The sequence below is a fragment of the Streptomyces sp. R-74717 genome, from assembly GCF_047305335.1.
Taxonomy (GTDB): domain Bacteria; phylum Actinomycetota; class Actinomycetes; order Streptomycetales; family Streptomycetaceae; genus Streptomyces; species Streptomyces atratus.
This window is the reverse complement of sequence record NZ_CP102361.1, coordinates 2832704-2852147: the sequence shown is the minus strand read 5'-3', so window position 1 is coordinate 2852147 and position 19444 is coordinate 2832704. Positions and strand designations below refer to the sequence as shown.

Sequence of the window (19444 nt, the reverse complement as noted above, 5' to 3'; positions counted from 1 at the left end):
CAGGTCGAGGAACGGGCGGTTGTCAGGACGCTCGGCCCAACTGCCTTGCCGTCTCGGCCGTTCGACGGTTCGGCGGCAGGGGCATCCAGCGGCGCGGCGGCGTGAGGACGCGTCAGTTTCCTGCCTCTGTACAGCGACACGGTCGGGTGAAGCGGCAGGCACACGTGTTCACGGCCGTCGACACCGGTAACCTCGGCACCATGGCCTCACGTACGTCCGGCAAGGGTTCCCAGGGCACGGCGGGCACCGCGAAGCGCGTCGGCCGTACCGCGGGGCCGGCAAAGAAAGCCGCACCCGCGAAGAAGACCGCTGCGAAGAAGACCGCGCCCGCGAAGAAGGCCCCCGCCAAGAAGGCGGTGGCCAAGAAGGCGGCCGCGCCCAAACCGGCACCGTCGCCCACCGGCGGTGTGTACCGCCTGGCGCGCGCCGTCTGGCTCGGTGCGGCCCACGCCGTCGGCGCGATGTTCCGTGGCATAGGGCGCGGCGCCAAGGGACTCGATCCCGCGCACCGCAAGGACGGCATCGCGCTGCTGCTGCTCGGTCTCGCGCTGGTCGTCGCCGCGGGCACCTGGTCGAATCTGCGCGGGCCCGTCGGCGACCTCGTCGAGATGCTCGTCACCGGAGCCTTCGGCCGACTCGATCTGCTCGTGCCGATACTGCTCGGCGCCATCGCCGTACGGCTGATTCTCTACCCGGAGAAGCCCGAGGCCAACGGCCGCATCGTCATCGGGCTCTCGGCCCTGGTCATCGGGGTGCTCGGACAGGTCCACATCGCGTGCGGATCGCCCGGCCGGGGAGACAGCACCACGGCGATGCAGGACGCGGGCGGACTCATTGGCTGGGCGGCCTCCAAGCCGCTGGTCTACACGATGGGCGAGGTCCTCGCCGTACCGCTGCTGCTGCTGCTCACCGTCTTCGGACTGCTGGTCGTCACCGCCACCCCGGTGAACGCCATTCCGCAACGGCTCCGGCTGCTCGGCACCAAGCTGGGCATCCTCGACCCGGTGTACGACCCCGACGCGGACGAGGAGAGCGACGACGAGCGCTACGACGAGCAGTGGCGCGAGGCGCTGCCCGCCCGCTCCCGCCGCTCCTCCGCACGCCGCTCCGAAGCGCCCGCGGAGTACGACCCCGAGCAGGCGGAAGCCGACGCGCTCTCCAAGCGCCGCAGGCCGCGCAGGCCCTCCGTACAGCCCACGATGAACCGCACCATGGACGCGGTGGATGTCGCGGCCGCCGCGGCCGCTGCGCTCGACGGGGCCGTGCTCAACGGCATGCCGCCCTCGCCGATCGTTGCCGACCTCACCCAGGGCGTCTCCGTCGAGCGCGAACGCCCGGGCACGCCGGTGCCGGGCGCCAGGGAGGGCGAACCCGCCGGCGGGGGAGGGAAACCGGAGAAGGGGGCGGTGGCCTCGGGCGGCGTACCCGATCTGACGAAGCCCGCGCCCGACCGGTCGCAGTCCGAGCCGTTGCCCGCCCGCGCCGAACAACTGCAGCTCTCCGGCGACATCACGTACTCACTGCCCTCGCTCGACCTGCTGGAACGAGGCGGGCCCGGCAAGACCCGCAGCGCCGCCAACGACGCGATCGTCGCGTCCCTGACGAACGTCTTCACCGAGTTCAAGGTCGACGCCGCCGTCACCGGCTTCACCCGTGGACCCACGGTCACGCGGTACGAGGTGGAGCTCGGCCCCGCGGTGAAGGTCGAGCGGATCACCGCGCTCGCCAAGAACATCGCGTACGCAGTCGCCAGTCCCGACGTCCGGATCATCTCCCCGATCCCGGGCAAGTCGGCGGTCGGCATCGAGATCCCCAACACCGATCGGGAGATGGTCAACCTCGGCGATGTGCTGCGCCTCGCGGACGCCGCCGAGGACGACCATCCGATGCTGGTCGCGCTCGGCAAGGACGTCGAGGGCGGATATGTGATGGCCAACCTGGCGAAGATGCCGCACGTGCTGGTGGCCGGTGCGACCGGTTCCGGCAAGTCGTCCTGCATCAACTGTCTGATCACCTCGGTCATGGTGCGGGCGACGCCGGACGATGTACGGATGGTGCTGGTCGACCCCAAGCGGGTCGAGCTGACCGCGTACGAGGGCATCCCGCACCTGATCACGCCGATCATCACCAATCCCAAGCGCGCCGCCGAGGCTCTCCAGTGGGTCGTGCGGGAGATGGACCTCCGGTACGACGATCTCGCAGCGTTCGGGTACCGGCACATCGACGACTTCAACCAGGCCGTACGCAACGGCAAGGTCAAGCCGCCGGAGGGCAGCGAGCGCGAGCTCTCGCCGTACCCGTATCTGCTGGTGATCGTCGACGAGCTGGCCGACCTGATGATGGTCGCTCCCCGTGATGTGGAGGACTCCATCGTCCGTATCACCCAGCTGGCCCGCGCTGCCGGTATCCACCTGGTGCTTGCGACCCAGCGGCCCTCGGTCGACGTCGTCACCGGTCTGATCAAGGCGAATGTGCCCTCCCGGCTCGCCTTCGCGACGTCTTCGCTGGCCGACAGCCGCGTCATCCTTGACCAGCCCGGCGCCGAGAAGCTCATCGGAAAGGGTGACGGTCTGTTCCTGCCGATGGGGGCCAACAAGCCCACCCGTATGCAGGGTGCCTTCGTTACCGAGGGCGAGGTCGCGGCCATCGTCCAGCACTGCAAGGATCAGATGGCGCCCGTCTTCCGCGAGGACGTGGTGGTCGGCACCGCCAAGAAGAAGGAGATCGACGAGGACATCGGCGACGACCTGGATCTGCTCTGCCAGGCCGCCGAACTGGTCGTCTCCACCCAGTTCGGGTCCACCTCGATGCTTCAGCGCAAGCTGCGGGTCGGCTTCGCCAAGGCCGGCCGGCTGATGGACCTGATGGAGTCGAGGAACATCGTCGGGCCGAGCGAGGGATCCAAGGCGCGCGACGTCATGGTGAAACCGGACGAGCTGGACGGGGTGTTGGCACTGATCCGCGGGGAAACCGCTTCATAGGAGAAGTACGGGCAACCGTTTCGTCGGGTCGTACGTCAAGTTGAAGGGAGGGGCGGCAAGATTGTCCTTCCAGGGGTGTCCCAGAGAATCGGACGACGTTCGAGTCTGATGGCGTACAAAGTCCTTCCTCCCGGTTGCCCCACCCTTTCGTACCCCCCCTAGACTGAACACCCAGCAGGTGGCTCACGCTCGAAAGGCGCCCCCGTGTCCATCGGCAACTCCCCCGAAGACGACCGGCCTTCGATCGGTCGAGTGCTCCAGCAGGCTCGTATCGCCGCAGGTCTCACGGTCGAAGAGATCAGTTCGTCCACCCGGGTGCGCATCCCCATCGTGCACGCGATCGAAGAGGACGACTTCTCCCGCTGTGGCGGCGACGTGTATGCGCGCGGCCATATCCGTACCTTGGCGCGTGCCGTCGGGGCCGATCCGGAACGGCTGGTTTCGCAGTACGACGCCGAGCACGGCGGCCGTCCCGCACCCACGCCCGCGGCGCCGCTGTTCGAGGCCGAGAGAATCCGTTCCGAACCCCGTCGGCCCAACTGGACGGCGGCCATGGTCGCCGCGATCGTCGCTGTCGTCGGTTTCGTCGGCTTCACCTTCTTCAAAGGCGGCGACGACGCCTCCACGACCACACAGGTCGCGGAGGGCTCGACGCCGAACACGAAGAGCCCCAAGCCGAAGACCGGCAAACCCGTCGACCCCAAGCCGCAGCCCTCCGACAGTGCCATCGCCGCGGCCCCCAGGGACAAGGTGACGGTGAAGCTCAGCGCCAGCCAGGGCAAGAGCTGGATCTCCGCCAAGGACCACAACGGGCGACTGCTCTTTGACGGGCTGCTGCTGCAGGGCCAGTCCAAGACCTTCCAGGACCAGGAGCGGGTCGACCTCGTCCTCGGTGACGCCGGGTCCATCGAGCTCTTCGTGAACGGCAAGAAGGTCGAGGACAAGTTCCAGCCGGGCCAGGTCGAGCGACTCTCGTACACGAAGGGCGACCCGGCGGTCGGCTGACCCGTACACGCACGGTTTCCCAAGCGGCATCAGCAACACGGCGAGCGCCCGGCAATCCTGCCGGGCGCTCGCCTGCTTTGTCACTCGGTGTGACGGTGGAACCCTGCACGGCAGGGCGAGTGCCGGGACAAAGTAGTCTTGAGCCCATGCCCGAACGCCGTACCGTCGCCCTTGTCACTCTTGGCTGCGCCCGTAACGAGGTGGACTCGGAGGAGCTCGCAGGCCGCTTGGCAGCGGACGGCTGGGAGCTCGTCGAGGATGCCTCCGACGCGGATGTCGCCGTCGTCAACACCTGTGGATTCGTCGAGGCCGCCAAGAAGGACTCCGTCGATGCCCTTCTCGAAGCCAATGATCTGAAGGACCACGGCAGGACCCAGGCCGTGGTCGCCGTCGGCTGCATGGCCGAGCGCTACGGCAAGGACCTCGCCGAGGCCCTGCCCGAGGCGGATGGCGTCCTCGGATTCGACGACTACGCCGATATCTCCGACCGCCTTCAGACCATCCTCAACGGTGGCATCCACGCCTCGCACACCCCGCGCGACCGTCGCAAGCTCCTGCCGATCAGCCCGGCCGAGCGGCAGGACGCCGCCGTGGCCCTGCCGGGGCACGCACAGGAGGCCGCACCGGCCCCCGCCCCCGAGGACCTCCCGGACGGAGTCGCTCCGGTCTCCGGGCCGCGGGCGCCGCTGCGCCGCCGGCTGGGCACCAGCCCCGTCGCCTCGGTGAAGCTTGCCTCCGGCTGCGACCGCCGCTGCTCCTTCTGCGCCATTCCTTCCTTCCGCGGTTCCTTCATCTCGCGCCGCCCGTCGGACGTGCTGGGGGAGACCCGCTGGCTGGCCGAGCAGGGAGTGAAGGAGGTCATGCTGGTCTCCGAGAACAACACCTCGTACGGCAAGGACCTCGGCGACATCCGGCTGCTTGAGACGCTGCTGCCGGAGCTCGCCGACATCGAGGGGATCGAGCGGATCCGGGTCAGCTATCTTCAGCCGGCGGAGATGCGGCCGGGCCTCATCGACGTACTGACCTCGACCCCGAAGGTCGCCCCGTACTTCGACCTGTCCTTCCAGCACTCGGCCCCCGGCGTGCTGCGGGCGATGCGCCGCTTCGGTGACACCGATCGCTTCCTGGAGCTCCTGGACACCATCCGTAGCAAGGCGCCGCAGGCCGGTGCACGCTCCAACTTCATCGTGGGCTTCCCTGGCGAGACCGAGGCCGACCTGGCGGAGCTGGAACGCTTCCTCACCGGCGCCAGGCTCGACGCCATCGGCGTCTTCGGCTACTCCGACGAGGAGGGAACCGAGGCGGTCGGTTACGAGAACAAGCTGGACGCCGACGTCATCGCGGAGCGGCTCGCGCACATCTCGCAGCTGGCCGAGGAACTGACCTCGCAGCGCGCCGAGGAGCGCCTGGGCGAGTCCCTGCAGGTGCTGGTCGAGTCCGTGGACGAAGAGGACGGTGCGGTGGGGCGCGCGGCGCACCAGGCCCCCGAAACGGACGGCCAGGTGCTCTTCACCGCACGCGAGGGCCTCGTGCCCGGCCGTATGGTCGAGGCAAAGGTTGTGGGCACCGAAGGAGTGGACCTGGTGGCCGAGTGTTCCGAGCTCGTGGAGGCGGCCAGATGACGGGAGTCCCGGCATCCGCGGCAGGCGGCTCCGGCGCGAAGCCGGTCCGCGGCGGCAAGCTGGGTACTGCGGCCGTCAACCAGGCCAGCCTGTGGAACATCGCCAATCTGCTCACCATGCTGCGGCTGGTGCTGGTGCCCGGCTTCGTGATGCTGCTCCTGCACAACGGCGGCTACGACCCGGTCTGGCGGTCGTTCGCCTGGGCGGCGTTCGCCATCGCCATGATCACCGACCTGTTCGACGGCCATCTCGCGCGCACATACAACCTGGTCACCGACTTCGGGAAGATCGCCGACCCGATCGCGGACAAGGCGATCATGGGTGCGGCTCTGATCTGTCTGTCGTATCTCGGTGATCTGCCCTGGTGGGTCACGGGCGTGATCCTCTTCCGCGAGATCGGCATCACGCTGATGCGGTTCTGGGTGATACGGCATGCGGTGATCCCGGCCAGCCGCGGCGGGAAGATGAAGACTCTGGCACAGGGGACGGCTGTCGGGATGTACGTCCTGGCGCTGACCGGTCCACTTGCCACCCTGCGCTTCTGGGTGATGGCGGTGGCTGTCGTGCTGACGGTCGTCACGGGGCTCGACTATGTGCGCCAGGCCGTCGTGCTGCGACGCCAGGGGCTCGCGGCCGAGCGGGCCGCCGCGGAGGAGGCTGTTGGGGGGTCCGGAGCCGCTGGGGCGTCCGGGGTATCTGCGGGGCCTGGGGTGTCCGGGGCCGCTGAGGGTGCAGGGCCGGTCTCCGGGGCCTCGGGTGCCCGTGGTTCGGTGGAGGCCGAGCGGTGACTGCCGCGGCCCGGGTGCTGGAGCTGCTCGTGGAGCGCGGTGAGACTCTTGCCGTCGCCGAGTCGCTGACCGGCGGTCTGGTCGCGGCGGAGCTGACTTCCGTACCGGGTGCCTCGAATTCCTTCCGCGGGTCCGTGACGGCGTACGCAACGCCCCTGAAGCGGGATTTGCTGGGTGTCGACGGCGTCCTCCTGGCGGAGCACGGTGCGGTCGACCCGGAGGTGGCGCGGCAGATGGCGGCAGGTGCGCGCCGCGTTCTCGGGGCAGACTGGGGTATGGCCACCACCGGCGTTGCGGGCCCCGAGCCGCAGGACGGCAAACCCGTCGGCACGGTCTATGTTGCGGTGGCCGGGCCGGACGGCGCGGAGAAGGTGACCGCGCTGCGATTGAACGGCGGGCGTGCGGACATCCGTAGAGCGAGTGTACGGAGCGTGCTGGCATTGCTCTCCGCCGAACTCGGCAAGAATGCAAGCGCACAGGATACGGAACAGAACGGGGGGAATTGATGTTTGCAGCCCTGAGTGAACACGACATCGCTCCCCGCACGGCCGCGGCGCAAGGCGGTACGGTGGGGCGTGAAGGATGCGGCTACGCGGTCCGAGGAGGGAGCCACCGATGATTCTGCTCCGTCGCCTGCTTGGTGACGTGCTGCGTCGGCAGCGCCAGCGCCAAGGCCGTACTCTGCGCGAAGTCTCCTCGTCCGCCCGAGTCTCGCTCGGCTATCTCTCCGAGGTGGAGCGGGGGCAGAAGGAGGCATCCTCCGAGCTGCTCTCCGCTATTTGCGACGCGCTTGACGTACGGATGTCCGAGCTCATGCGTGAAGTGAGCGATGAGCTGTCGCTGGCCGAACTGGCCGAGTCGGCAGCAGTCAGCGATCCGGTGCCTGTGCCGGTACGTCCAATGCTCAATTCCGTCTCCGTGACGTCGGTGGCAGGCGTGCCGACGGGACGGGTGACCATCAAGGCGCCCGCGGAAGCGGTGGATGTCGTCGCCGCCTGACCCGCGAGGTCCGGTGTGAAGCGGAGCCCCGGCCGCCCCTCAGGGGGCGGCCGGGGCTTCTGCATGGTCCGGGGCGGGTGGGCGTGGTCAGGTTCTGGATGCGGCTCGGGAGTGTCTGGGTGAGACTGCGAGTAAGAGGCATTGATCAGGAAGATCACGGTGGCCCGACACGGTCTGACGTGGCCTGACATGTCTTGCTGTGGCCTGCGCCGGGGTGCCTGAGTGCCTCTGGCCCGGGTGGAGCCGCGATCCGGAGCAAGCCCGGATGTCCCGGGCGGAGAGCGCACAACGGTCTGCGGCAGCGCACTGCGCGCCGGTGGTGCACCGATGCGCCCTCCCGCCGGGCGAGCGGGCCGGACTAGGTTCGGCCGGAGGAGGCAGCCATGGTACGGCGATGGGTGCCGGCGCTCGTTCTCGGCGGGGTGTGGTGGTGGGCCGTGCTGCGGCTCGTGCTGGAACCGGCCCATGCGGGGCTTGTCGAGGGTGCGGTGGCGGCGGGCGGATGGGGGCTGAGCCTCCTGCCCGTGCATGTGGCCGCGGCCGCTGGGCCGACGGGGGCGCGCGTGGCGGATGCGGGTGCGGGGCTGTGGTCTGCTCTTGGGATGCGGTGTGCGGGTTGGTGGTCCGACACCGGGACGCGGTGCCTGCGGCGGTGGTCCGCACTTGGGATGCGGTGCGTGAATCGATGGTCCGCTGCTGGGGTGCGGTGCGGTGGCCGGGCCTGGCGGACTACCAAGGCATGGCTACGCCGCCGTTCGGGCGGAGGATCTGACCGGTCATGAAGGCCGAGGCATCGGATGCCAGGTAGACCAGGGTGTGGGCGACGTCCTCGGGCTCGCCGACCCGGCCGAGCGGGGAGATCCGCGCCATCGTGGCCTCCGCCCGTTGTTGTTGTTCCGCGTCGTGGCGGGCGGTCATGGGCGTACGGATCCAGCCCGGGGCGACGGCGTTGACACGGATGGAATGGGGCCCCAGCTCGGTTGCGAGGGTCTTCGTCAGCTGGACGACCGCCGCCTTGGCCGCGCTGTAGCAGAGCAGCCCGGGGCTCGCGGCGTCGACCGCTCCCGAGGCCATGGTGATCAGCGAGCCGGGTGCGCCGCGCGCGATCATGCTGCGGGCAACTTCCTGACAGGCGTACAGAACGCCCTTGAAATTGACCGAGAGGACGCGATCGAGGTCGTCGTCCGCGGTCTCCAGGACGCTGCTCGTATGCATGATTCCGGCTACGGCGGCCAGGATGTCGAGGTTGCCCGCGGCGGCCACCGCGGCCTTGATCCGGCTGCGGTCGGTGACATCGAGGGTGTGGATGTGGGATGTGCCACCCGCTTCGGCGATCAGGTCCCGGGTCTCCAGCAGGCCCTTCTCGTCGTGGTCCGCGCAGTGCACAGTGGCGCCCGCCGCTGCGAGCAGGATGGCGCCTGCGCGGCCGATGCCACCCGCCGCGCCGGTGATGAACGCGGAGCGGCCCGTGAGGTCGTACGCGGTGAGGGACATGACCGGACGGTACGACTGGATCTGACGGATCGTCAACTAGCTTGTGGGGCCCGATTGGCAGCGCGGGCACCAGTAGGTGGGGCGGGCGTCCTGATCGGCTGTGCGGATGGGTGTGCCGCAGCGCAGGCAGGGGCGGTTGGTCCTGCCGTAGACCCAGAGCCGTTCGTTCGCGCCGTATCCGCGGGGGGCTGCGCTGGTGGTCGTGCGCATGGGGCGGTCTCGGTTGGCTTCGAGGAGTTGTTTGGCCGTGGTGACAAGACGGGCGGCGGTGGGGGCGGCCAGGTCGCCGATGGGGAGCCAAGGGGTCGCACGGGCGAGGAAGCAGAGCTCGGCCTTGTAGATGTTGCCGATTCCGGCCAGGTTGCGCTGGTCCAGGAGGGCCTCGCCCAGGGGGCGGGCGGGGTCGCTGAGCAGATTGTGCAGAGCGGTTTCGGCGCTCCAGTCGGGGCCCAGCAGATCGGGGCCGAGGTGACCGACCGCTTTCTCTTCGTCCCGGGTGCGGAGAAGTTCGAGGGCCGGGAGCCGGTAGCCGACGGCGGTGTGTTCCGCGTTGGCTAGCACGGCGCGGATCTGGTGGGCGGGGCCGCCGCGCCAGCGCTCGCCCGGAGCATAGATGCGCCAGGCGCCGTCCATCTGCAGATGGCTGTGGAGGGTCAGGCCGCCCTCGATACGGGTGAGGAGATGCTTGCCGCGCGAGGTGACGTCCAGAACCGTCCGGCCGGTGAGGTCGGCGGTGGCGAACCGGGGGACGCGCAGGTCGGAGCGGGTGAGGACCCGGCCGGCGAGTGCGGTGTGCAGACGTTTGGCGGTCTGCAGGACGGTGTCTCCTTCGGGCATGCCTCCATGATGCGGGGTCGGGTGGGGAGTGTGGCGTGCTGGGCGGGGGCGGCGTGGGGTGGTTCGGATGGTGTTGGCGGCGGGCGGAGTGGCCTACGAGGCGTGAGGTGTGCAGGTTGTTCAGGCGCGCAGGCGGAGTCCCCTCGGGGTGGCCAGGAATCCGGCCGCCTCCAGCGTGCGGCCGAGCGGGGAGGTCAGGGACGAGGCGCCGTTGGTGCGCTCCACCGTGACTGTGCCGAGTGCCCCCGCACGGGCGGCTGCCGCCAGTGCCCCGGCAGCCGCGAGAAGTGCCGGGTCCTCCGGGTCGGTGGGCCAGGCCAGCAGCGTCTTGCCGCCACGCTCCATGTACATCGCCAGTTCGCCGTCGACCAGCACCACCAGGGCGCCCGCCTTGCGGCCGGGCTTGTGCCCGGCGCCGTCCGGCGGCTCGGGCCAGGGCAGGGCCGCGCCATAGGCATTGGCCGGGTCCGCCGCGGCGAGGACCAGGGCGTGGGGTGCGGCGCCCGGCTCCGTACGGTCGCGGACGGCGGACGTGGCACGCAGCCGGTCTACCGCGCCGTCCATCGCGAACTGGGCCGCTCCCAGGCCCTCGACGACATAGCCGCGCCGGGCCTGCCCGTTGTCCTCGAAGGCGGAGAGGACGCGGTACGTAGCGGAGAAGCCGCCCTCGACGCCTTCGGCCTGGACCGCGCCGCGGGTCACCACCCCATGGCGGTCGAGAAGCGTGCGGGCCAGGGCGTGCGCACGGTGCGTGGGGTCGGGTTCGGTGGCGGGCAGCAGGGACCAGCGGCCCGAGACAGTAGGTGGTCCGGTGCGGGACACAGGCCGGGCGGCGGCGGTGAGTGAGCCGTAACGCCCGCGCGGGACGCTCCGTTTGGCGCGGTGGGCGGTCGATCCTGCCGTGCGACCGGAGCCGAGGAGTGAACGCAGCGGGGCGAGCGTGTCATTGGTGAGCCGGCCCGACCAGGCCAGGTCCCAGACTGCATCGGCCAGTTGCGGATCGGTGCAGTCCGGGTGGGTGGTGGCGCGGACCTGGTCGGCGATCTGCCGGAAGAACAGTCCGTATCCGCCGGTCAGGGCCGTCAGGACGGATTCGTGCAATGCGCTCAGTTCGAGCGGGTGCGGGGGCGGGAGGAGCAGAGGTGCGCTGTCGGCGAGGTAGAGGGACAGCCAGCCGTCCTTGCCGGGAAGGGCACCAGCACCGGCCCAGACGACCTCGCCGGTGGTGGTCAGCTCGTCCAGCAGCGCGGGGGAGTAGCCGGTGACCCGGCCCGGCAGGATCAGTTTCTCCAGGGCCGACGCCGGGACGGGAGCACCCTGCAACTGCTCGATGGCGCGGGCCAGTCCGTCGATGCCACGCAGGCTGTGGTTGCCCAGGTGCTGCCACTGCGGTAGGAAGCCGGCGAGGGCGGCGGGCGGGACCGGCTCCAGCTCATGTCGGAGCGCGGCGAGCGAGCGGCGGCGCAGTCGGCGCAGCACGGTGGCGTCGCACCACTCCTGGCCGATGCCGGCGGGGTGGAACTCGCCCTGGACGATCCGGCCGGTCGCGGCGAGCCGCTGCAGTGCGCCGTCCGTGACAGCGGTGCCGAGGCCGAAACGGGTGGCGGCTTCGGTGGAGGTGAACGGGCCGTGCGTACGCGCGTATCGGGCGAGGAGATCACCGAGTGGGTCCTTCACCGGTTCGGTGAAAGCCTCGGGGACACCCACCGGGAGGGCAGTGCCCAGTGCGTCGCGCAGCCGTCCCGCGTCCTCGATCGCGGCCCAGTGGTCCGCTCCGCCGATCCGGACCCGGATGGCCCGGCGGGCAGCGGACAGCTCCGGAGCCCAGAGCGGCTGGGCGCCGCGCTCGGCCAACTCCGCTTCGGTGAGCGGACCGAGGACCCGAAGGAGATCGGCGACCCCTTCGATGTCCTTGATCCGGCGGTCCTCGGTCAGCCACTGGAGTTCCTGCTCCAGCTCGGTCAGGACGTCGGCGTCGAGCAGTTCGCGCAGTTCTGCCTGGCCGAGGAGCTCGGCCAGGAGGTGGGAGTCGAGGGAGAGGGCGGCGGCCCGCCGCTCGGCGAGGGGCGAGTCGCCCTCGTACAGGAACTGGGCGACATAGCCGAACAGGAGCGAGCGGGCGAAGGGCGAGGGCTCCGGGGTGGTCACCTCGACCAGCCGGACACGGCGTGCTTCGAGGTCGCCCATGAGTTCCGTCAGCCCGGGGACGTCGAAGACGTCCTGGAGGCATTCGCGGACCGCTTCCAGAACGATCGGGAAGGAGCCGAACTCGGAGGCGACCTGGAGGAGTTGCGCGGCGCGTTGGCGCTGCTGCCAGAGCGGGGTGCGCTTGCCGGGGCTGCGCCGCGGCAGCAGCAGGGCGCGCGCCGCGCATTCGCGGAACCGCGAGGCGAACAGGGCAGATCCGCCTACCTGGTCGGTGACGATCCGGTTGATCTCGCCCTGATCGAAGGTCACGTCCGCAGCGCCGACGGGCGGTTGTCCGCTGTCGTACGAGGGGCCCGGCAACGGTGCCGGATCCTGGGCCGGGTCCTGAGCCGGATCGAAGTCCAGGAGGTCCAGGCCCATCAGGTCTGCGTCGGGCAGCCGCAGCACTATGCCGTCGTCGGCATGCATCACCTGGGCGTCCATGCCGTACCGCTCGGCGAGGCGGGCATTCAGCGCCAGCGCCCACGGGGCATGTACCTGCGCGCCGAACGGGGAGTGGACGACGACCCGCCAGTCACCCAGCTCATCACGGAAACGCTCGACGAGGATGGTCCGGTCGTCCGGTACGTGACCGCAGGCGCGGCGCTGTTCGTCGATGTACGACAGGGTGTTGTCGGCGGCCCAGGTGTCGAGACCGGCGGCGAGCAGACGCTGCCGGGCATCCTCCTGGGACAGTCCGCCGATCTCGCGGAGGAACGCGCCGAGCGCGCGCCCCAGCTCCAGCGGACGGCCCAGTTGATCGCCCTTCCAGAACGGCAGCCGGCCGGGAACCCCGGGGGCCGGCGACACCAGGACCCGGTCGCGGGTGATGTCCTCGATTCGCCAGGACGTGGTGCCCAGTGTGAAGACGTCGCCCACCCGGGACTCGTACACCATCTCCTCGTCCAGCTCGCCCACCCGGCCGCCGCCCTTCTTGGGGTCGGCGCCGGCGAGAAAGACCCCGAAGAGCCCGCGGTCGGGGATGGTCCCTCCGGAGGTGACGGCGAGTCGCTGGGCGCCTGGGCGGCCCGTGACCGTACCGGCCACCCGGTCCCAGACCACACGCGGGCGCAACTCGGCAAAAGCATCGGACGGATAGCGTCCGGCGAGCATGTCCAGCACGGCCGTGAATGCCGACTCCGGGAGCGAGGCGAAGGGGGCCGCGCGACGTGTCAAAGCCAGCAGATCATCCACCTGCCACGTGTCCAGGGCGACCATGGCGACGAGCTGCTGGGCCAGCACATCCAAGGGGTTGGACGGGATCCGGAGCGCCTCGATGGACCCCTCGCGCATCCGCTCGGTGACCACGGCAGCCTGCACCAGATCGCCCCGGTACTTCGGGAATACCACTCCGGTGGAGACCGCACCGACCTGGTGCCCGGCCCGGCCGACCCGTTGCAGCCCGGAGGCGACCGACGGCGGCGACTCCACCTGGACGACCAGATCGACCGCCCCCATGTCGATGCCCAGCTCCAGACTGGAGGTGGCGACCACGGCCGGCAGCCGGCCCGCCTTGAGGTCCTCCTCGACCTGGGCGCGCTGTTCCTTGGAAACCGAGCCGTGGTGTGCGCGGGCGAGGAGCGCGGGGGCGCCCTTCGCCGCGCCCGACTGGGCCATGATCTCGGCCGGGGAGTGTGCTTCCGGCAGCGTCGTGGCGGAGCCGTGTGCATCGAGCACAGTGCCGGTGGCTCGCTCGTACGCGATCTCGTTGAGCCGGTTGCAGAGCCGTTCCGCGAGGCGGCGGGAATTGGCGAAGACGATGGTGGAGCGATGCTCCTGGACGAGATCGACGATGCGTTCCTCGACATGGGGCCAGATCGACGGCTTGTCCGCCTGGCCCGCCTGGTCGGTGTCGGTGGCGGGGGAGCCGCCGAGCTCGCCCAGATCCTCGACCGGCACGACCACCGACAGGTCGAACCGCTTGGTGGACGGTGGCTGGACGATCTCCACCTTCCGCTGCGGTGAGAGGAAGCGCGCCACCTCGTCGACCGGACGGACCGTCGCCGACAGGCCGATCCGCCGTGCGGGCCGCGGCAGCAGCTCGTCGAGACGCTCCAGCGATACGGCGAGATGGGCACCCCGCTTCGTACCCGCCACGGCATGCACTTCGTCGAGAATCACCGTCTCGATGCCGGACAGTGCCTCCCGGGCCGATGAGGTGAGCATCAGGAACAGCGATTCGGGCGTGATGATCAGGATGTCCGGCGGCCGGGTCGCCATCGAGCGGCGCTCGGCGGGCGGGGTGTCGCCGGAGCGGATTCCCACCCGGACCTCGGGCTCGGGCAGCCCCAGACGTACCGACTCCTGGCGGATGCCGGTCAGCGGTGAGCGGAGATTGCGCTCGACATCGACGGCGAGGGCCTTGAGGGGCGACACGTACAGCACGCGGCAACGCTTCTTCGTCTCGGCGGGCGGCGGGACGGACGCAAGACCGTCCAGCGCGGCGAGGAACGCGGCCAGGGTCTTGCCGGAGCCGGTCGGCGCGACGACCAGCACGTCCGAGCCCTCGCCGATCGCGCGCCAGGCGCCTTCCTGCGCGGCGGTGGGCGCGCTGAAGGCACCCGCGAACCAGTTGCGGGTCGCAGGGGAGAACGAGTCGAGCGCAGAGCCGGCCATGTCCCCCATCGTGCACCCCGGCACTGACAACGGCTGTGACGGCCATCGGCGACCGAGCCCGGGAGCTGCGAGAATTCGTCCATGGTGGCAATACCGGAGTCGGGGTCCGGGGAGTGGGCGAGGCACTGGCAGTACGCGGAGCTGCCCGACCTCGATCTGCTGCGTGCCCGGTACGTGCGCCACACCTTCCCGCGCCACAGCCACGAGGGCTATGTCTTCGGCACCATCACCCGAGGGGTGGAGGACGTCGGGCTGCCCGGCGGCACCGTCGTACATGCGGGCCCCGGCACCGTAGTCATGATCAATCCGGAGGTGCCGCACACCGCCCGCGCGGGTGTTCCGGAGGGCTGGGTGTACGCCACGCTGTACCCGTCCACGCAGGTGATCAACGACATCGCGGCCGATACGATGAGTCTGCGCGGCACGGTCGGCTTCACCGAGACCAGCGTCATGGACCCGTACGCCGCCCGGCTGATCGGCGAGGTCCACCGGGCCGCCGAGGAGGGCAACGCACTCGCCGCGGACACCGTGCTGCGAGTGATGGTCGCGCGGCTGCTGAGCCTGCACGGCAGCGCACTGCCCGCACGCGTGCCTCGCTCGGCGGGTGCCCGCGACGCGGCGCGGGCCCGCGCCGTGCTGGAGGGCAGGATGGCGGAGCCGCCCACCCTGGAGGAGCTGGCGGCGGAGCTCGGCACCAGCCCGTTCGCGCTGCTGAGGGCCTTCAAGAAGCAGTACGGGATGCCGCCGCACACCTGGCTCACCGATGCCCGGGTGCGGGCCGCGCGCCGGATGCTCGACGCGGGAACGGCACCTGCGGAGGCAGCCGCCGAGGTCGGCTTCACCGATCAGCCGCACCTCAACCGTCACTTCACCCGGATCGTGGGAGTGCCGCCCGGCGCGTACCGGCGCGAACGTGCAAGAACGTACAAGACCGGGCGCGACCTGCCCACATAGCGTTCCGGGCGTGGCAGAACAGACAACTCTCCCAGAGGGCGTCGGCGAAGCAGCCGGCGCAGCCCAGGGCAGCGCGACCGTTCCCGAGGTGCAGCCGGACGCTGCCGGGGCGAAGTCGGATGCGGCCGTCGTGCGCGACGCGCTCGGTGTCGGCATAGCCGTCGGACTCTCCGGCTTCGCCTTCGGCGTGACCTCGGCCGGTTCCGGACTGAGCCTGCTGCAGACCTGCGTGCTCAGCCTCGCCGTCTTCACCGGCGCCTCGCAGTTCGCCCTCGTGGGCGCTCTCGCGGCGGGCGGCAACCCGTACACCGCGGCTGCCGGGGCCTTCTTCCTCGGCGTACGCAACTCGTTCTACGGCCTGCGGCTGTCGCAGTTGCTCGCCCTTCCACGTGCGCTCCGTCCCTTCGCCGCCCAGTGGGTCATCGACGAGACGACTGCCGTGACACTGCCGCAGCCCACCCGGCGGGCCGCACGGATCGGTTTCGCCGTCACCGGACTCACCCTCTACGTGCTGTGGAACCTGACCACGCTGCTGGGGGCCCTCGGCGCCGAGGCGCTCGGCGACACCGACGCCTGGGGGCTGGACGCGGCATCGCCCGCGGTCTTCCTCGCCCTGCTCGCGCCGATGCTGAAAAGCACGACGGAACGCATCACCGCCGCAATCGCGGTTCTGCTCGCGCTCGGGCTGCTGCCCGTACTGCCCGCAGGCGTCCCCGTCCTGCTGTCCGCGCTCGCCGCACCTGCCGTCCTCTTCCTGAGCGGACGCCGGAAAGGAACGAGCCGGGGCACGGCCGCGGCGGAGGAGAACCGATGAACATCTGGATCGCCATCGCGCTGACCGCCGTCGGCTGCTACCTCGCCAAACTGCTCGGACTGCTGGTGCCCGCCGGTGTGCTGGAACGTCCGCTCGCGCAGCGTCTCGCCGCGCTGCTGCCCGTGGCGCTCCTGGCCGCCCTCACCGCGCAGCAGACGTTCGGCGACGGGCAGCACCTGACGCTGGACGCCAGGGGCGCGGGGCTCGCCGCGGCGGCGCTCGCACTGGTTCTGCGCGCGCCCTTCCTCGTGGTCGTAGGGGCCGCCGTGGTCGTCACTGCAGGGGTACGTGCCCTCGGACAGGCACCTTGGTGAGACACGTGTGTTGAGACACGTGTGTAAGGGGCTCGGTTCCCATAGGACCGAGCCCCTTACACACGTACTTGTCGACCTGTGTCAGTGCACTGCGAGGCCCATCGGCGCGGTCTGGGCCACATCCAGCCGTGCCGCGTCCTTCTCCGGCCGGAGGAAGCAGACGGCGAGCACTCCGGCCACCGCCACCAGCCCCGCCATCAGCAGATACGCCGAGTGGTAGCCCGTGGGCACGGAGGCCGCCGCGTCCACCATCCGGCCAGTGACGAGCGGCGACAGAATCCCGGCGAGCGCATAGACGAAGGCCAGCGCGCCCAGCACCACTCCGCGCTGCCCGGCCGGTGCGATCCGGGCGACGGCCGTCTGCGAGACGGTGAGGATCACATTCGTCAGCGCCATCGGCCCGACCATCAGCGCGATCTTCACGCCCACTGCCTCCACCTCGGCGAACACTGCGATCGACAGGGCGGCCACACACATCAGAAGACCGCCGCCGAGCCCCACGGGCAGCCTGGGCGCGGTCCCGTTCCGGGCCGTCCGTCGTGCCAGCAGCCCATGCCCCAGCAGCACCACGGCGTTACCGACAGCCGTTGCCGTCACTACCGCCCCCGACTGCTTCAGCGTCAGCCCCGACACCTCGTGCAGATAGTCCGGCGCCCAGGTCAGACCCGCCGAGAGCATCCAGTAGGCGGCGAACGCCCCGAAGGCAGCGGTCAGCCAGGTGCCGGAGAGCAGCAGCCTGCGATACGGAACGGACGGACCGGTCCCGCCGGAGACAGCAGAGACGCCCCTTCCCGAGGGAGGCGCGAGCGGCCCCTCCTCGCCCCGTACGTACCAGCACACCGCCCACCCCAGGCCGACCAGCCCCACGGCGCCGAAGGCCCAGCGCCATCCCCACACATCGATCACCACGGTCAGCAGCGGAGCGGACACCGCCACTCCGCCCGCCGCACCGACCATCAGCACGGCGGTCGGCAGCGTCCGTTCCTTCTGCCCGAACCAGCCGTGCAGATGGTGCACCGCCACCGGCGCCGCAGGCCCCTCGGCAGCCCCGAGCAGCACCCGGGTCGCGATCAGCGTCCCGAACCCGGCGGCCCCGAGCAGCATCGGCAGCTGAGCCACCGACCACAGCAACGCCATCCCGAGCAGCAGCACGGTGGTGCGGACGCGACGGGTCAGGAACGACACCCCCAGCGCGGCCAGGCTGAACAGGGCGAAGAACGAGGACTGCGCCGTGCCGAACTCACCCCGGGTCAGTCCCAGTTCGTCGCGGATGGGGTCGGCGGCCAGGCCCATGACGGTCTTGTCCGCGAAGTTCACCAGCATGAAGGTGAGCAGCAGCCAGGTGGTGCCCCAGGCGCCCTTGCGCACCTGCTCCTCCGCGGCGGCCCCGTCTCCCGTACGGAGCCGATCCATGGTCACCCGTCCTCCCCGGGCGCCCCGCCGCAGCCGCACTCGTCCTCGTCCGCGACTCCGACGCTGATCATTCCGGCGGCCCGCTTCCGGCCTTCCGGGGAGCGCGTCAGCTCGGTCTCCAGATCGGTCCCCTCGGCCACCGCCGCCGACTCCGCGGCCGCCCAGTTGAACACCCCGCGGGCCATGGTCGACGTTTCGGACCTCGCCCGCTGCGCGTACACCCGTGCACGTATCCGTGCCACTTCCACATCGGCAGGTGCCGCCAGCGCGGCGGTCTCCGCCAGATGCGAGGCGAGCCTCAGCTCACCCTCCTCCAGCAGCTTCAGCGCCCGCTGAGCCAGTACGGAGGCGCCGCCCGCTGCGTCCGCGAACTCGGTGGCGACCGCGGCGTCCGGGGCCGGCTTGAGGTGGGCCGGGTTCTGGTCGTACCAACCGCCCCAGAGCCGCCACAGGTTACGTACGACGAACTCCGGCTCGTCGTAGGCGGGATGCAGATAGGGCTTCTCCAGCAGTTCCTGCGACACCTGTACACCGTGCAGCACGGCATCGAGGCGGTGACCTGCGTTCATCAAGGCCCTGGTCTGTTCACAGAGCGACTCCAGGAGCCGCGCAGTGTCGTCGAGCGCCCGGTTCACGCGCTCCCTGCCGACGATCGGCACGCCGTGGCCGGGGAGCAGCAGTTCGGCGCCGAGCTCCTGCATGGCGCGCAGCGCCCGCGCCCAGTCCTCCGGGTACCGCTGCACCTTCTGGGGGTTGCCCGCGTTCGGGGTGTTCCAGATGAAGAGGTCACCGGTGCACAGCGTCTTGAGTTCGGGAACCCACACATAGGTGCTGTCGTCCGTCTCACCCTTGGCATGCACCAGCTCGAAGGTCAGATCACCGCGCTCCACGGTCATCCGGTCGCGGTAGGTGGTGTCGGGGTAGCGGTAGGTGGACGGCCAGTCCAGCGACGGTACGCCGAACTGCTTGCGGTTGATCCAGGAGTTGTAGCCCGCCGTGCTGATGTATCGGTCGAAGCGGGCCGTGACCGCCTCGTGTGCGATCACCTCGGGCCGTGTACGCCCCTCGTTGTCCGCCTGCGCGTCGAACGGTGCAACACCGAAGACATGGTCGACATGGCCGTGCGTATAGACGACGGTACTGACCGGTTGTTCACTGAAGGCGCGCACCGCCTCGTGCAGAGGACGCGCCGTGCGGATGTCGCCGGAGTCCACCAGCACCAGCCCGTCGCCGGTGTCGAACACCGCCACATTGGCGAAGGCGGGCAGGAAACCGACCCGCTCGCGCACGGTCACCAGCTCCGCGCCCGAGTACGCCCCGGACAGATGTGCCAGTAGTGTGTCCTCCCCCTGCCACACCCGGTCGATGTAGCTGAGATAGTCCGTCGACTTGTGCTCGGTCATACCTGCGGCTCCTTCGG

General features: G+C 70.3%; 14 protein-coding genes and 1 pseudogene. 10 read left to right on the top strand and 5 right to left on the bottom strand.

Annotated features, from left to right (window positions below; genetic code table 11):
* Positions 1-200: 200 nt before the first annotated feature.
* From NRF20_RS12700 to NRF20_RS12670, 7 genes and pseudogenes are all read left to right on the top strand, one after another.
* Positions 201-2981 carry a DNA translocase FtsK gene (locus NRF20_RS12700; protein ID WP_398634132.1) on the top strand — a complete coding sequence of 927 codons (2781 nt, stop codon included), beginning with the start codon at positions 201-203 and terminating at the stop codon, positions 2979-2981.
* Positions 2982-3185: 204 nt separating this feature from the next.
* Positions 3186-3986, top strand: a complete 801-nt coding sequence (locus NRF20_RS12695) for a helix-turn-helix domain-containing protein (protein ID WP_413752595.1) — start codon at positions 3186-3188, stop codon at positions 3984-3986.
* A 146-nt stretch (positions 3987-4132) separates the two neighbouring features.
* A complete protein-coding gene (gene rimO, locus NRF20_RS12690) occupies positions 4133-5608 on the top strand; it encodes a 30S ribosomal protein S12 methylthiotransferase RimO (RefSeq protein ID WP_398634134.1) in 1476 nt (491 codons plus the stop codon).
* Positions 5605-6396: a CDP-diacylglycerol--glycerol-3-phosphate 3-phosphatidyltransferase gene (gene pgsA, locus NRF20_RS12685; protein WP_398634135.1), complete on the top strand. Its 792-nt coding sequence runs from the start codon at positions 5605-5607 to the stop codon at positions 6394-6396. Before rimO ends, pgsA begins: the two co-directional genes overlap by 4 nt.
* Entirely contained in the window at positions 6393-6902 is a 510-nt protein-coding gene (locus NRF20_RS12680; RefSeq protein WP_398634136.1) for a CinA family protein, read from the top strand. The genes pgsA and NRF20_RS12680 overlap by 4 nt, the downstream gene beginning before the upstream one ends.
* 109 nt (positions 6903-7011) lie before the next feature.
* Positions 7012-7395 (top strand): helix-turn-helix domain-containing protein, encoded by a 384-nt coding sequence (locus tag NRF20_RS12675; RefSeq protein WP_114247014.1) that lies wholly within the window; start codon positions 7012-7014, stop codon positions 7393-7395.
* Between the two features lie 383 nt (positions 7396-7778).
* Positions 7779-8051, top strand: a pseudogene (locus NRF20_RS12670) (hypothetical protein); the annotation flags it as partial.
* 73 nt (positions 8052-8124) lie between these two features.
* On the opposite strand, the gene NRF20_RS12665 reads toward NRF20_RS12670, so the two are convergent.
* The 3 genes from NRF20_RS12665 to NRF20_RS12655 form a co-directional block, all read right to left on the bottom strand.
* Positions 8125-8889: an SDR family NAD(P)-dependent oxidoreductase gene (locus tag NRF20_RS12665; RefSeq protein ID WP_398634137.1), complete on the bottom strand. Its 765-nt coding sequence runs from the start codon at positions 8887-8889 to the stop codon at positions 8125-8127.
* A 36-nt stretch (positions 8890-8925) separates the two neighbouring features.
* Positions 8926-9726: a DNA-formamidopyrimidine glycosylase family protein gene (locus NRF20_RS12660; protein ID WP_398634138.1), complete on the bottom strand. Its 801-nt coding sequence runs from the start codon at positions 9724-9726 to the stop codon at positions 8926-8928.
* A gap of 120 nt (positions 9727-9846) precedes the next feature.
* Entirely contained in the window at positions 9847-14529 is a 4683-nt protein-coding gene (locus NRF20_RS12655) for a DEAD/DEAH box helicase (protein ID WP_398634139.1), read from the bottom strand.
* A gap of 81 nt (positions 14530-14610) precedes the next feature.
* Between NRF20_RS12655 and NRF20_RS12650 the strand changes: the two genes are divergently transcribed.
* From NRF20_RS12650 to NRF20_RS12640, 3 genes are read left to right on the top strand one after another with little or no spacing between them, the layout of a single operon-like run.
* Positions 14611-15483, top strand: a complete 873-nt coding sequence (locus NRF20_RS12650; RefSeq protein ID WP_398634140.1) for an AraC family transcriptional regulator — start codon at positions 14611-14613, stop codon at positions 15481-15483.
* A gap of 10 nt (positions 15484-15493) precedes the next feature.
* A complete protein-coding gene (locus tag NRF20_RS12645) occupies positions 15494-16297 on the top strand; it encodes an AzlC family ABC transporter permease (protein ID WP_398634141.1) in 804 nt (267 codons plus the stop codon).
* Positions 16294-16611, top strand: coding sequence for an AzlD domain-containing protein (locus NRF20_RS12640; protein WP_093898877.1), 318 nt, complete (start codon positions 16294-16296; stop codon positions 16609-16611). The genes NRF20_RS12645 and NRF20_RS12640 overlap by 4 nt, the downstream gene beginning before the upstream one ends.
* An 81-nt stretch (positions 16612-16692) precedes the next feature.
* Here the strand turns inward: NRF20_RS12640 and NRF20_RS12635 are convergent, their stop codons facing one another.
* Together NRF20_RS12635 and NRF20_RS12630 are read right to left on the bottom strand one after the other, a co-directional pair.
* Positions 16693-18024: an MFS transporter gene (locus NRF20_RS12635; protein ID WP_266365187.1), complete on the bottom strand. Its 1332-nt coding sequence runs from the start codon at positions 18022-18024 to the stop codon at positions 16693-16695.
* A gap of 2 nt (positions 18025-18026) precedes the next feature.
* Positions 18027-19427, bottom strand: coding sequence for an alkyl sulfatase dimerization domain-containing protein (locus NRF20_RS12630; protein WP_413752594.1), 1401 nt, complete (start codon positions 19425-19427; stop codon positions 18027-18029).
* Positions 19428-19444: the final 17 nt, after the last annotated feature.

Excerpts from the sequence above, each read along its gene's own strand:
- NRF20_RS12700 (WP_398634132.1), top strand. The coding sequence starts at position 201 with ATGGCCTCACGTACGTCCGGCAAGGGTTCCCAGGGCACGGCGGGCACC.
- rimO (WP_398634134.1), top strand. The coding sequence starts at position 4,133 with ATGCCCGAACGCCGTACCGTCGCCCTTGTCACTCTTGGCTGCGCCCGT.
- pgsA (WP_398634135.1), top strand. The coding sequence starts at position 5,605 with ATGACGGGAGTCCCGGCATCCGCGGCAGGCGGCTCCGGCGCGAAGCCG.
- NRF20_RS12675 (WP_114247014.1), top strand. The coding sequence starts at position 7,012 with ATGATTCTGCTCCGTCGCCTGCTTGGTGACGTGCTGCGTCGGCAGCGC.
- NRF20_RS12665 (WP_398634137.1), bottom strand. The coding sequence starts at position 8,889 with ATGTCCCTCACCGCGTACGACCTCACGGGCCGCTCCGCGTTCATCACC.
- NRF20_RS12660 (WP_398634138.1), bottom strand. The coding sequence starts at position 9,726 with ATGCCCGAAGGAGACACCGTCCTGCAGACCGCCAAACGTCTGCACACC.
- NRF20_RS12655 (WP_398634139.1), bottom strand. The coding sequence starts at position 14,529 with ATGGCCGGCTCTGCGCTCGACTCGTTCTCCCCTGCGACCCGCAACTGG.
- NRF20_RS12650 (WP_398634140.1), top strand. The coding sequence starts at position 14,611 with ATGGTGGCAATACCGGAGTCGGGGTCCGGGGAGTGGGCGAGGCACTGG.
- NRF20_RS12640 (WP_093898877.1), top strand. The coding sequence starts at position 16,294 with ATGAACATCTGGATCGCCATCGCGCTGACCGCCGTCGGCTGCTACCTC.
- NRF20_RS12635 (WP_266365187.1), bottom strand. The coding sequence starts at position 18,024 with ATGGATCGGCTCCGTACGGGAGACGGGGCCGCCGCGGAGGAGCAGGTG.
- NRF20_RS12630 (WP_413752594.1), bottom strand. The coding sequence starts at position 19,427 with ATGACCGAGCACAAGTCGACGGACTATCTCAGCTACATCGACCGGGTG.